The organism is Candidatus Epulonipiscium viviparus (assembly GCF_030708075.1).
Taxonomy (GTDB): Bacteria; Bacillota; Clostridia; order Lachnospirales; family Cellulosilyticaceae; genus Epulonipiscioides; species Epulonipiscioides viviparus.
Genome location: NZ_CP117982.1, coordinates 1 through 13,847, shown reverse-complemented (window position 1 = coordinate 13,847; position 13,847 = coordinate 1). Strand labels below are relative to the sequence as shown.

8 protein-coding genes are annotated in these 13,847 nt (G+C 45.5%); 2 read left to right on the top strand and 6 right to left on the bottom strand.

Features of this window, described 5'->3' with window-relative positions; translation table 11 throughout:
• The first annotated feature begins 62 nt into the window (after positions 1 to 62).
• Both PCY70_RS00040 and PCY70_RS00035 read left to right on the top strand, forming a co-directional pair.
• The gene (locus PCY70_RS00040) at positions 63 to 824 is read left to right on the top strand and encodes a hypothetical protein (protein WP_305767946.1); all 762 of its coding nucleotides are present in this window, start codon (positions 63 to 65) and stop codon (positions 822 to 824) included.
• Positions 779 to 1,777, top strand: a complete 999-nt coding sequence (locus tag PCY70_RS00035) for a hypothetical protein (protein ID WP_305767945.1) — start codon at positions 779 to 781, stop codon at positions 1,775 to 1,777. The genes PCY70_RS00040 and PCY70_RS00035 overlap by 46 nt, the downstream gene beginning before the upstream one ends.
• On the opposite strand, the gene PCY70_RS00030 is transcribed toward PCY70_RS00035, so the two are convergent.
• From PCY70_RS00030 to PCY70_RS00005, 6 genes are all read right to left on the bottom strand, one after another.
• Positions 1,769 to 2,398 (bottom strand): hypothetical protein, encoded by a 630-nt coding sequence (locus PCY70_RS00030; RefSeq protein ID WP_305767944.1) that lies wholly within the window; start codon positions 2,396 to 2,398, stop codon positions 1,769 to 1,771. The genes PCY70_RS00035 and PCY70_RS00030 overlap by 9 nt on opposite strands.
• A gap of 347 nt (positions 2,399 to 2,745) precedes the next feature.
• On the bottom strand, positions 2,746 to 3,369 hold the full coding sequence (locus PCY70_RS00025; RefSeq protein WP_305767943.1) for a hypothetical protein: 624 nt from the start codon (positions 3,367 to 3,369) through the stop codon (positions 2,746 to 2,748).
• A 17-nt stretch (positions 3,370 to 3,386) separates the two neighbouring features.
• Positions 3,387 to 10,139, bottom strand: coding sequence for a hypothetical protein (locus PCY70_RS00020; RefSeq protein ID WP_305767942.1), 6,753 nt, complete (start codon positions 10,137 to 10,139; stop codon positions 3,387 to 3,389).
• A 104-nt stretch (positions 10,140 to 10,243) separates the two neighbouring features.
• Positions 10,244 to 12,694 carry a hypothetical protein gene (locus PCY70_RS00015; protein WP_305767941.1) on the bottom strand — a complete coding sequence of 817 codons (2,451 nt, stop codon included), beginning with the start codon at positions 12,692 to 12,694 and terminating at the stop codon, positions 10,244 to 10,246.
• Positions 12,695 to 12,785: 91 nt separating this feature from the next.
• The gene (locus PCY70_RS00010) at positions 12,786 to 13,214 is read right to left on the bottom strand and encodes a hypothetical protein (RefSeq protein ID WP_305767940.1); all 429 of its coding nucleotides are present in this window, start codon (positions 13,212 to 13,214) and stop codon (positions 12,786 to 12,788) included.
• A 271-nt stretch (positions 13,215 to 13,485) separates the two neighbouring features.
• The coding region (locus tag PCY70_RS00005; protein WP_305767939.1) for a hypothetical protein at positions 13,486 to 13,847 on the bottom strand (362 nt) is incomplete at its 5' end.

The window sequence follows — 13,847 nt, the reverse complement described above, 5'->3', positions numbered from 1 at the left end:
CGCATCCTGAGCTGATGTCCTCCCGAGCGATGCCCTCCTGAGCTGATGCCGCTTCCCAGCTGATGCCGCTTCCTGAGCTAATGTCGCATCCCGAGCTGATGCCGCTTTCTGAGTTGATGTCGCATCCTGAGCTCTTATCGCCTCCTAAGCTGATGTCACTTCCCGAGCTGATGTCGCTTCCCGAGCTATTGTCGCATCCTAAGTTGATGTCGCTTCCTGAGCTGTTGTCGCTTCCCGAGCTGTTATCTCATCCTGAGTTGTTGTCGCTTCCCGAGCTGTTATCTCATCCTGAGTTGTTGTCGCTTCCCGAGCTGTTATCTCATCCTGAGTTGTTGTCGCTTCCCGAGCTGTTGTCTCTTCCTGAGTTGATGCCGCTTCCCGAGCTTTTGTCGCCTCCTGAGCTGTTGCCGCATCCCGAGCTATTATCTCATCCTGAGTTGTTGTCGCTTCCCGAGCTGTTATCTCATCCTGAGTTGTTGTCGCTTCCCGAGCTGTTATCTCATCCTGAGTTGTTGTCGCTTCCCGAGCTGTTATCTCATCCTGAGTTGTTGTCGCTTCCCGAGCTGTTATCTCATCCTGAGTTGTTGTCGCTTCCCGAGCTGTTATCTCATCCTGAGTTGTTGTCGCTTCCCGAGCTGTTATCTCATCCTGAGTTGTTGTCGCTTCCCGAGCTGTTATCTCATCCTGAGTTGTTGTCGCTTCCCGAGCTGTTGTCTCTTCCTGAGTTGATGCCGCTTCCTGAGTTGTTGCCGCCTCCCGAGCCGATGTCACATCCTATATGCGGATGTTATCGCATCCTGAGCCGATGTCGCATCCTGAGCTGATGTCTCTTCCTGAGCCGATGTTTCATCCTGAGTTGATGTCGCTTCCCGAGCTATTATCTCATCCTGAGTTGATGTCGCTTCCCGAGCTGTTATCTCATCCTGAGTTGTTGTCGCTTCCCGAGCTGTTATCTCATCCTGAGTTGTTGTCGCATCCTGAGCTATTATCGCCTCCTAAGCTGATGCCGCTTCCTAAGCTGATGCCGCTTCCCGAGCTATTATCTCATCCTAAGTTGATGCCGCTTCCCGAGCTGTTATCTCATCCTGAGTTGTTGTCGCTTCCCGAGCTGTTATCTCATCCTGAGTTGTTGTCGCTTCCCGAGCTATTATCTCATCCTGAGTTGATGTCGCTTCCCAAGCTATGCTCGCTTCCCGAGCATATTGAATTGCATCCTAAGTTGATGCCGCCTCCTGAGTTGATGCCGCATCTTGAGTTGATGCCGCATCTTGAGTTGATGCCGCATCTTGAGTTGATGCCGCATCTTGAGTTGATGCCGCATCTTGAGTTGATGCCGCATCTTGAGCTGATGCCGCCTCCCAAGCTGATGCCGCTTCCTGAGCTGTTGTCGCTTCCTGAGCTGTTGTCGCTTCCTGAGCTGTTGTCGCTTCCTGAGCTGTTGTCGCTTCCTGAGCTGTTGTCGCTTCCTGAGCTGTTGTCGCTTCCTGAGCTGTTGTCGCATCCCGAGCCGCTGTCGCTTCCCGAGCTGTTATCTCATCCTGAGTTGTTGTCGCTTCCCGAGCTGTTATCTCATCCTGAGTTGTTGTCGCTTCCCGAGCTGTTATCTCATCCTGAGTTGTTGTCGCTTCCCGAGCTGTTATCTCATCCTGAGTTGTTGTCGCTTCCCGAGCTGTTATCTCATCCTGAGTTGTTGTCGCTTCCCGAGCTATTATCGCATCCTAAGATGCGCCTCCTGAGCTGTTGCCGCTTCCCGAGCTATTATCTCATCCTAAGTTGATGTCGCTTCCTGAGCTGTTGTCGCTTCCTGAGCTGTTGTCGCTTCCTGAGCTGTTGTCGCTTCCTGAGCTGTTGTCGCTTCCTGAGCTGTTGTCGCTTCCTGAGCTGTTGTCGCTTCCTGAGCCGATGCCGCCTCCCGAGCTATTATCTCATCCTGAGTTGATGTCACCCCCTGAGCCGATGTCGCATCCCAAGCTGATGCCGCATCCCAAGCCGATGCCGCATCCCAAGCCGATGTCGCATCCCGAGCCGATGTCGCATCCCGAGCCATTATATCGCCTCCTAAGCCGCTGCCGCCTCCCAAGCCGATGCCGCATCCCAAGCCGATGCCGCATCCCAAGCCGATGCCGCATCCCAAGCCGATGCCGCATCCCAAGCCGATGCCGCATCCCGAGCTATTGTCGCATCCTAAGTTGATGCCGCCTCCTAGCGAGTTGATGCCGCTTCCCGAGCTGTTGCCGCCTCCCGAGCCACTGCCGCATCCCGAGCTGTTGTCGCTTCCCTGAGTTGATGCCGCTTGAGCTAATGTCGCATCCTGAGTTGATGCCGCTCCTGAGTTGATGCCGCTCCTAAGCTGATGCGCATCCCAAGCTGATGCCGCATCCCTGAGCTGATGTCGCATCCCGAGTTGATGTTGTATCCCGAGCTATTATCTCATCCTAATCTAAATCTCAAACCAAATTTTTCAAGTTATTTGTATGAGCATGTTTAATACGCTGTACAAATTCTGAACCTCTCGCTGCCTCTCCGAAATTTGAGTTTTGCTATTTTTAGTACCTCCTCTTTAGTTATTCTCTATTGAGAATAGGCTATTTGGCACCAATATTAAAAAATGCTCATATGTCTCGAAGTTACTGCTAATACAGCTGCTATCGCCAAGGTAGCATACAAAAAGCCTTCCCCCAAAAAATTCCAGGGAAGGCTTTCTATCATTGCTACTACAAGCTCAGCCTCGTGCTATATGTCGGCTTATGAACGCTTAAATAGATTTTTCACTCTTGCTATAAATGACTTATTCTTACTTGCTGAGAAGTCAAATGATTCTTCCATAAACAGTTCTTCTTCGAATTGCTCCTCAAATTGCTCCTCGAAATACTCTTCTTCTTCGAACAACTCCTCAAAATATTCCTCTTCGAAGTATTCTTCGTCGAATGTAGGCTCTTCGTATGCTTCTTCTTCGTATGCTGGCTCGTCGAATGTTAACTCTTCTTCTACAAATTCCTCGGTGTATTCGCTTACAAATTCGTCTTCATAATTCTCCTCGATTACTGGTTCGTTGAATGCCGGTATCTCTTCTTCTTCAAATTGGCCGATCGCTTCAAGGTCGACTCCTAGCGAGATTAGGTTCGCTTCTACCGCTTTGACTTCTTCTGGTTTTTCGTATGGTAATGCGACGATCGGTATAGTGATTTGGAATGTTCTTTCGGTTCTATCCCCATCTGTTACAACGGCTACAAATTTGAATATTCCGTTTATTCCAGCTTTGGCTGGTGTTGCTGAAAGGGCTTTCTTGAAGGCTGTGTATTTATCATCGAGTGTAACTTTAGCTCCTCCACCTATCGCTTCGCTCACTGCTGCGTTAAGGTACATCATTATGTCGCTGCTAGCTCTTAGCTTATCTGTTGCATTTTGTCGGCTAAGACATATGGTCCTACACCTTCCTCGTATTCGAAGCTTCCATCATCTTTTGGATCAACCTTTTCAAGTGAACCGCTTGCATTGTACACGTAAGTGGCTGCAAATGTAGGGAATGATTCTAGCGCGGCCACGAAGTCGCCTAATACATCTTCTGGATTTTGCTCTATAGCCAATGCAGCTTGGTCCGCACTAGATGTAGAATCAATGCCTTGGGTGAACTTAACTGCAAAGGCGAATGATCCGGCTGCCTCTCGGGTCGGTGCCTTAAATTCTGTAGTGATAATTTCGAAAGTTACGTCCTCGATAACATCATAATTATGAGCTTCATCTGTACTGTTGTCTCCCAATCCTTCGGTTAGCAAGTTGGTGATTTGCTTAGAAATTTGCGCCTTCGCTAACGCTTCTGTAGTCGCTGGATTCTCAAGAGTATTCTCAATACTATGAGCTGTTGTTTTTACGTTCGCTGTGTAGATTGTATTAGCCATATCAACTGCTGCCTTGTCGGCTGGTGAACTCACGGTGTATGGTGCCGCCGTTACTTTAGCTGTCAACGCCTCTTTAAATATAACGGTGTAATACTCATCGCTTGCGCCAGTTCCAGCAGCATCATCGTTGGTAACTTCAACCAATTCGCTTACGATAGCTGGTTCGGCGATCATTAGGATTCCAGGAACTTCGTTAAAGCTTAATCTCAATGCTACGTTAAATTCTAACTTGCCATCTTCTCCTTTTTTGTTTTCGGTATCTGGTGTTTGATTATCGTAGTCATCAGTCGCCGCTGTTATTGTAGTCAGATTTTTGTCGCCAGTTAATGCGTTGTTTTCATCAGAGTCGGCTGCGACAACAAACACTTCTATCGCCGAGTCGTTGATCAAGTTTTCGATTTGTATCTTCAAATCAGCTGCGACCGCCTTTGCTTCAGCTGCGAGTTTTGTATCGTCGACTGCGTCAACTGCTTCTGCATCGCGGGCCGCTTTCGCTATCGCACCGTCTACTACGAATTCTGTCTTGGAATGAACTTTCGATGCCGCCATTAGTACATTCGTTTTGCTTATAGCGTCCCACTTATATGGTGTCGCCGCTACTTTGAAGGTTGCATCAACAGTTACCTCTTTGTCAGTTGCATCTTCTGCCGCTTGGGTATTAGTTAACTTGATTTTTGCTGTACCTTCGCCTGCTTCACCTTCTGGTTCCTCTGCGGTTCCAGCTGTTGGCTCTTTAATATTTGCATCAATAACATCTACCGTGATAGTTTCATTTGCTATAACAGATTCAACGAGATTTTTGATATACGCTGTGGCACTTGCGCTAGTTGAACCAGCTGGAAGGATGATTTGGTTCTCATCGTCGCCATCGAATAATGTTTCTACCGCTGTCGTTGCCGTTGCCATTGTAGTCTCTTCGTATATACCTTTCATTTTACGTGCATTTAAGAATTCATCGTGTGCTTCAGTGAGATCAGCAGACACTACGTCTCTTAAAAACTCGACAGCATCGACTGTTTTTTCGAATGTACCTAGTGCCTTTCTCGCTGTTGCGATAGCGGTGTTCATTGTTCCAATCTCTGTTGCTGATGCGTAATACACCCCTTCTGGTAACTTCGCTATTGCTGTGTCGTCGGATGCGACTCTGGTTAATTTGACTGTTGTGGAATATTCTGCCATTTTGGCGTTGATTGCCACTTTTTCAGCGTTGATTGAATTGAGTGATCCTATTCCAGATAGTTGTGGTTCACCTGCTCCAACTTCCGCTCCGCTTGGTGTTTTATTTGCCAAAATATTTTCGAATTGGTCGATGGCACTTTGTAAATCGGCGCTCGCTTGCTCATAGCCTTCTTTCGCTCCTACCGCTGTATACGGTTTATTGTATGCTGGCATCGCTCTTTTTGCTGCCATTGATATGAACACTGTAGGTCGTATCGAGTCTGCGTTCTCCGTATCGCTATATTTAAATCCGTCCACGTTCGCATTTGTTACCCAGATGACTCCGTCTGCTAACTCAGTTCCTTGATAAGTACTCACGCGAGTTTTTACGTATTCATTCGCTTGGTCGATTTGAGCTTTGAGAATTAATCTCGCTTTTGCCGCATCGGTCATCTCGCCTTCCAATGTTCCTTCTTTTGGTTCTGTTTTGTCTAATACCGTTGTTAGTGTTTTAATGTTAGTGTTTAACTGATTTATTGTAGTTCTTCCGTTGCCTTTTAAGCCAGTTACAGGGTGCGGATTGGTCCCGGCATTTGTAATCGAGTTTATTGCAAGTGTGACTTGCGCATTCAACGAGGATATTGTTGGTCCAGTAAGCCATTTCTCGCCTACCGGTACATCTCTGCCAGTTGCACTTGTGAAAATTGGTGTTTCCCCGTCGTCTCCAAATAAAATTGCATTCGCCTCGTCGACAAGTCCTTGCAATTCTGATACTAATCCATCTCTTTCATCAAATCTTCCTTCGCCTCTAGCGCTTGCTACTTTCGCCAACGTCGTTGCCGCGTTGTTCAATATAGTATATGCGGTGGTCAGGCTCTTGGTATTTGCCGCTGGAGCATTGAGTGCTGTTTGCGCTACGATCACTGCGTTTTTAAATCCGTTGTAATTTGCCATCGGTACCCAGTTATATGAACTGTCGACGTCACCACCGTCTCCTGATAACGTTCCTCTTACTGCGACCTCGATAGCTAATTCTCCACTCGCCATGCTAATGTCTTCCTCGAGTACACCGTTTTCATTGAATCCAAGTACACTGAAACCTTGTATTATCGAATTTGCTAGTGTTTTGTATGAATCTTGATACGCTTCTGATGCCTCGCTGATAGAAGAATCTGATGTTTTTACTGCCGCGTCGAACGCTCCGTTGGCTTTCTCTAACGCTGCAATCGCGTTTGTTAGGATGATTTGATTTTTTACTTTATCTGCGGCCATGTCGAATCGGTCTAATGACGTTTGCGCTCCATTGATTGCTGCTACAAATTGATTTACTGCGACACTTGGTACCCATTGAGTATCGGTTGGTACATCGATTCCATTGGCTTTACTTGATACGCGGATATCTATTCCGTTTTCTGCTTCTTCTTCGTCGATTCCATTTCCGTTGCCATCGTCGCCGTCTTCCATTTTCTCGAAGTTATAATCTTCATCTGGAATCAATTGGTCGTAGCCATACGAGTTGCCCGCAGTTCCGTCTGATAATGTGTATTTAAAATGCGGTCTTGGTGCTCCTTTGAGGTATACAAGGTCGTTGACTTTCGCTACAGAAAGTTCGATAAGGCTGCGGATTTCTGATGTCTCCACTAAGTTCGTTCCTTGCTGTACTTTCGGAACAATTTCGTCGATCACTTTGCCTTCTAAATCTCTTCCGTAGAAGTATTCGTACGATCTCTTAATATTATTGAGCGATACGACAAGCGCCGGAAGGCTAGTTTTCGATGTTGGTTTATCAGGGTTGGCAAATTTCAAAAGAACGTTTTCCGCCACTGTTGCTGCGTTAAGAATCTTGGTCACTTCAAGTTTGGTTGACCAATATTGGTTTACCGCGACGTCGGCTCCGTTGAGTAAACTTTGTGCTAATTGATCTGCTGCGATGATCGCCCCATCGGCATAAGTTTCGTTTCCTTTTCTGATGTTGTTCACATACGTTTGCATTGTCGCCGCCACTGATGCGTATAATTCTTTCGCTCCGTATTGAGCGGTTCTCTCGAAGTTGGCGATGCTATTGTTAAGTATCAGTTGCGCTTTGTCTAACGATGTTTCAGTTGCTAATGTATGCTTATATGCATTAACAGCGGCCTTGACAGCTGTCGTCGCTGCATTGAGCGCCGCTTGCGATGTCCAGCGATCTCCAGAATCTGGAATTAAATTGCCGTCTTTATCTTCTCCAGATACATCGGTTCCGAATGCTGTACTGACAACGATTCTGCCTTCATCTATAATTACGGCATTTTCATCTTGAGTCCCGTCTTCCAAATATGCTTTTTGGCCTATCAAAACTGTCGCGTAATTTATTCGTGCTAATAATTCGGCCTTGGCTGCATTAAGTTTAGTCAGCTCATCTGGATTTGCGGTGCCTGGTGCTGGCTTGAACGCCGCTCCAAGACGCGCGTTAGTTGTAAGTTGCGCAACAAGATTTTTATTAAATATGGCAGATGCTTTTGCGGTGGTGGTTGTATTGTTTAATAGTTTTTCGGTGTTCGTCAACGCTGCCTTCAAACCATTTAATTGTGCGGATGTTACCCAATATGTGTCTTTAGATGTTGAAGCACCTTTGTTGTCGCTGGCTACAACTTCTTTGCCGTCTTTCATTAATAGAGCCTCGGTATTCACGTAACTATTGTATAGATCGATTTTCGCGTTATTCTCGATTTCTACATCTTTAACTTCTTTCGGTGCTTGATTTACTAACAATGCAAGTGCTTCTACTTCTTCGGCTTCTACGTCTTCGCCCGCATCTTCTACTACTTTTATCGCCGCTTTCAACGCATCGATGTATGTTTTCTCAAAGTATACAGCGGCACCAAATGCCTCTTCGATCTCGATCATAGATAGGCCATAAATAATTTTGTCATCGTCATCCTTATCCTCATTCTTGTCAGCTGCTGTAAGAGCGGCTAGCGTAAGAACATCGAATCCACCTGGTAGCTCGCTGACTAACGCATCTCTATTGTCAACAGGGACATCAGGATTGGTAGTATCTAAAGCACCGCCAGCTACTTCGTCAGCTCCATAGATAATTACTTTCGCTTTCTTAACCCAGTCAGCAGCTGCAGATTCATCAATAACCTCTATTTTAGTTGGTACGAACTCCACCACAACTTTAGTGAAATCTATTTGACTTGAAAAATAGCCAGATTTTAGTGTTTTTGCAAGATTGGTAGCTGACGTTTTTTGTTCGTCAGTTGCATCATCGCCGAATGCAATTATGAAGACTTCTTCCGCTCCGGCTGCAAGCTCGAGATCCCCTACTGCTGCTGCACCAGCCGCTTTAAGAGCCTTATCTGCATCAGTATCTCCTGTTGCAGCGAGACCGGCTTCGATTGTATTGAGGGTATTTATGGTATTAGCATATTCGTATACTATATCTTCGTTAAGACTAGTTGCCAAATTGACTAATTCCTGTGCTTCGATGATAGCGTCTTTGAGATTTTTGAACATCGTTGGAGTTACCCAGTGTGTTGTAGTACCTGTTTCAAGTTTTTCCTCAGATGCCACGCCATTCTCATCGCATTCATAAATACCATCAAGTGAGAATACTAATTTAGTTCCCAATGTAATTTCTGTCGTTAAATCTACTTTGCCATTAGCAATTGTTAGTCCTGCGAATACATCTGCTTTTACGAACTCTTCACCAGCGGCATCTGTGAATGTGAATTTATCGCTTAATTCTGTTCCGGCGCCAATTAAAGCTTGAGCAGCAGTTGCGGCTGTGTTGAAGGCTGTTATATCGATATACGCTTTGGATGCCTCATCAAATTTCACTTTCTCTGCTGTCAACTTAGCTATAATGTTATCGAAGTATTTGCCATTCGAAGTAATCAATTTGTTGAGGTCCGCAAGGCTCTTGGTTTTTACTTCTTCTGCTGCTTGAACGGCCTCGATAAAGTTCTTGGATACTCTAGTATTTACATACTTCTTAGGAGCCGAACCATCAGACTCACCACTAGTATTCAACCCGTATGCCTTGTCTGTAACAGAGTTAATTACGCCAGTGGTATCGTCACTTACGTAGATGTGAGCTGGGAAGTATCCAATTATTGTATCGTCAGTCTTGTCTTCTGGACTACCATTATCATCCACAAATTTAGCTACAATTACTTTGGTGTCATCAGCTGTGCCCGCCGCCACATATCCAAGAGTATCACGTGAAGTTTCATCTGCTGCCTCTGCCTCTTCAATGGTGTATAGCTCCTCAAGAGCCGTTTTGAATTCCTCTAATTTTGCTTCAACAGCCTCTGTTTTTACTGGCTCTTTAGCTGCCTTCTCGAAAGCCTCCTTAGCTGCATCGAGTTCTTTTTTCGCTTCTTCGAAGTAATCTTCACCATTCGCCGCCGCTGACAATATATTTGCTAGAACATCTTCGTTGAGCTTTAATTCGGCATATGGCTTCGTAGAGGCTGGATCGAATGTACTTACTGTAGGGTCTTTCGTATCATCAGATGGAGTTGAGGTTCCTTCTACTACAAGATAAGCGTCGATCGCACTATCGTCAACAACTTTCTCAGCGGCCACAATTGCTAAGTTATATGCCGAAAGCGTCGCTTCATCAACCCATTTCTCTGGAGCTTCATCAACAGTCTCCCACTTGCCAGGATTAGTACCGTCAATAGGGGTGTATTTCACAAATGTATAACCACCATCTTTTGATACCAAAAGCTCTGTTGAATCTGGATCTATATAAACTGTTCCATCAGTATCCTCGCGGATTAGATCTCTAATTGAGCCATCTGCGGCGTCAATTTCTGGAGTAGCTTCCATATTAGTATCTATCGCCGCAACTAGAAGATCTCTTTGGGCGGTATATGACACAACTTCCTTCTTAGCATCTTCGAAAACTCCCACCGCTGTTTCAATTTTATTGACTATTGCTTCGATTTCGCCATTTAAGTATTTAGTAACTAAGTCGTTATATAGATCGCTCGCATTCTTGATCGCATCAGAGTGAACGTCTACTATATCTCCCTCTGGAGCGATAGTATGATTGTTAATCAACAACACTACAGGGTCGATCGCTGCAAACAATGCATCAAGATCCGCTGGAGTTACGTAGCTCTCGATTTTACTAGTATCGATAAGTTTTTGATTCTGGATAGTGCTATATGCATCAGATTTCGTGGTACCCTTCTCTAATGTAAAATCACTTCACGAGTGATAGCGAAAATACCTTCGTTTGATAATGCAGTTTTGCTAGTAGTTAATGATTTTTCCTCCATCTGTCTTTGCTGGGAAATAACAGGCATGGCTTGTGTGTTACTCTCTTCAATGTCAAATGCAGGAAGGTACATATATGTCTTTATTTTATCTAATGCATCATAGATCTTCTTAACCTCTTCTTCGAAGTTGTCCTGGAGACCCTCTTTAGCGGCCGCATCATATGCCTCAATTGCCGCTTTCACCTCTTCGATTTTTGCTTCTAACCTCGGTATTGCGACTATAGAAGAAGTGTCTTGATTTTCTTCAAGTAATTCATGAGCACTCAATAATACTGCGGCAAGGGCATCGCGTTCTTCTACAGTTACCCAAGACTGTGATTCAGGAATATCTACGCCATTAGTTGAAATATTAAAGAAGTCCGTTTTGGCAGTTATTGAAGTACTTTCAAGATCAATCTTGATATCGCCAATTTCCTTTGGAGCGGTGCCCGCAACTTCGGTACTATCTGTACCCACAGCTTTTTGGTTAACGAACGCAGGATTAGTTGTATCTATCGTTACTGGTTTGTATATCTTATCAGTATCATCCCAAGTAGTATAGCCGAGGCGAGCTAAGTATTGCCCTAATGTATTCGCCACAATTTTCTGCTCCGCACCAGTGCCCATTTTGGCAAATTCTACCATCTCTTCGCCAAATGCCGCCATCTTCTCGGCTACAAGAGTGATTTTGGTATCCGCATCATAATCATTTTTAGCCGCCGCTGAAACTCCCGCACTGATTTCTGCACGGTATGCTTTATATTCGGCTTCAGTATCAACACCAGCTTCTCCGCCATTTTCTGTAATATCTTTACCATCATAAAGTTTCATCTCATCAACCATTGCTTTTACAGCTTTAAATTTTGCATTTGCTTCCGCCTTGGTGATGTACTTAAGAGGAATTTCTCCAGTTACCGTTACGTCAGCTAATTCAAAATTCTCAGTTACAAGATCATATGGATCATCAGTTACTACTGGAGCGATAAAGAATGTAGAGTCATCATCGAATCCCATATTATTTGCATTCAGAGTATTCAGAATCTCCTTAGTGTTTAGCTTGATAGTAGTGGCCTCTGATTTTGCTACAGCAGTTCCATCATCCTTAGTGTATACATATATAACCTCCGTGGTGGAAGTTCCAAAGGTAGGTACAGTAGGGATGGTTCCAGCAATAGCATCGGTAGATGTCAATCCCGTCATCGCCAAGGCGATTTTGGTGTCTAACGCAAATGTATCTGGATCAGCAAGTTCGGCTGAACCTTTTTCAGCTGCAAGATATTCGTCATATGCATCTTCTAATGCCGCGATGGTTTCATCAATATTTTCAGCGGTTGTGTGATTCTCCTTGGTGCCAAGCATCTGTTCAATTTTGTAGACAGTCTCATCTGGTAGCAACGCTATAGCTTTTGCACCCATAGCTAACGCAGTGCCGTTAGTATCAATCTCATTTTTGAATTCATTACCCGCAGCAAAAGTTGAGAATGCTGAAGTAGTAGCAGGTGTCTTGTCATCAATTGGAGGATCTAATAATTCCACCGCCGCATCGAATCCAGTAGTTGGAGTAGAGAGAATTGTGGTATCTTTGTATACATTCATCAAAGTTTCAACAGCATCATCGAGAGCAGACTTCAATGCATTATAAGTTTCCTGCGTTACCCAGTAATTGTTTTCGGATACATCTGAGCCGTCCTTACTAATCGCAATTGATACCGCCGTTGTCGGATCACTATCTTTTACAGTTTTGGTGTTGTCTCCGAAATCGAATGGTTTTTCACTTGCAGTATCCGCATTCACTGAAGCAAACTCAGAGAAATCCATATGAGCATCAACGTAATGAATCTCAGCTTTTAGCGTATCGATCAAAGTTTTGTATTCCGAACCTGCGCCCACTTCAATCTTCAGTTTCTTCACATTATCAGTAGTGTCCGCAATTATTGTTGTGAGAGACTTGAGATGTTCCACCAATCCAGGATTAGCAGATTTAGAAATAGTTGTGGTGCTAAGCATTTTTTTCAACTCAGAAAACACATTGTCATCGTCCTCTAGCAAATTAATATACCCTTGATCTTTAGAAAACTCCAAACCTAATATGTCAGAAATATGCAACTCGGTAAACCTGAGTGCAGCATTTAAGTTAGCATCGATCGCTAAGTCATCTGCATCTACCCCATCTGGGAACTCTTCAATATAGCCGATTATATTATCGTTAACTCCAGTAATGTTGCCTTTGTCGTCTTTAGTTGTTGCTGCCTCAATTAACTTCCCAATAGAATTATCTGGGTACGACGGAGTAGTTCCAAAAGCATCAATAGGTGCGATAGTAATAGCGCCGGTAGCCAATAAAGTAAAAGCCATTTGTTTACGATATTTTTTTAATAAAGACATAAAGTCATCTCCTTTTCAAATAGAACAAACTGATGCCATCCGCATCAAGAAAATTAAAAAAGCCATAGTAATACAAACACAAAGTACATCACTATGGCAAGAATAACGAGAGCCATAATTCTGTATCATCCGCGGCCGATACAGTCGCCGTTTCATTCAAAGTCAAATCATCATATGTATTCGTCGTTGTGTAGTCGATTGAAAGTAGTATTTTCGTATTGGTAATCATTGCCATTTTCATAACTAAGTCCCGAGCTATTGTAGCCTCCCGAGCTTTGTCGCCTCCCTGAGCTATTGTAGCCCCCCGAGCCGCTGCCGCCTCCCGAGCTATTGTCGCCCCCCGAGCTGATGTCGCTCCCGAGTATTGCGCATCTGATTGAGCTGTCGCATCCTGAGTTGTATGCGCTCTCGAGTTGTGTTGCCTCCAGCCTATGTCTCCCCTGAGCCGCTGCGCTTCCCGAGCTGATTCGCCCCTGAGTGATTCGCATCCTGAGTTGATGTCACCTCTTATGATGCGCATCCTCAGTTGCTGTGTCGCCGATTGAAAATACTATTTTCGTATTGGTAATCATTGCCATTTCTGTAATCAAGCCCCGAGCTAATATCGCATCCTAAGCTGATGCCGCATCCCAAGCCGATGCCGCATCCCGAGCTATTATCTCTTCCTAAGCTGATGCCGCTTTCTGAGTTGATGTCGCATCTTGAGTTGATGTCGCCTCCCGAGCCACTGCCGCATCCCGAGCTAATATCTCATCCTAAGCTGATGCCGCATCCCAAGCTGATGTCGCATCCTAAGCTGATGTCGCCCCCCGAGCCGATGCCGCCTCCCAAGCCGATGCCGCATCCCAAGCCGATGCCGCATCCCAAGCCGATGCCGCATCCCAAGCCGATGCCGCATCCCAAGCCGATGCCGCATCCCAAGCCGATGCCGCATCCCAAGCCGATGCCGCATCCCAAGCCGATGCCGCATCCCAAGCCGATGCCGCATCCCAAGCCGATGCCGCATCCCAAGCCGATGCCGCATCCCAAGCCGATGCCGCATCCCAAGCCGATGCCGCATCCCAAGCCGATGCCGCATCCCAAGCCGATGCCGCATCCCAAGCCGATGCCGCATCCCAAGCCGATGCCGCATCCCAAGCTGATGCCGCATCCC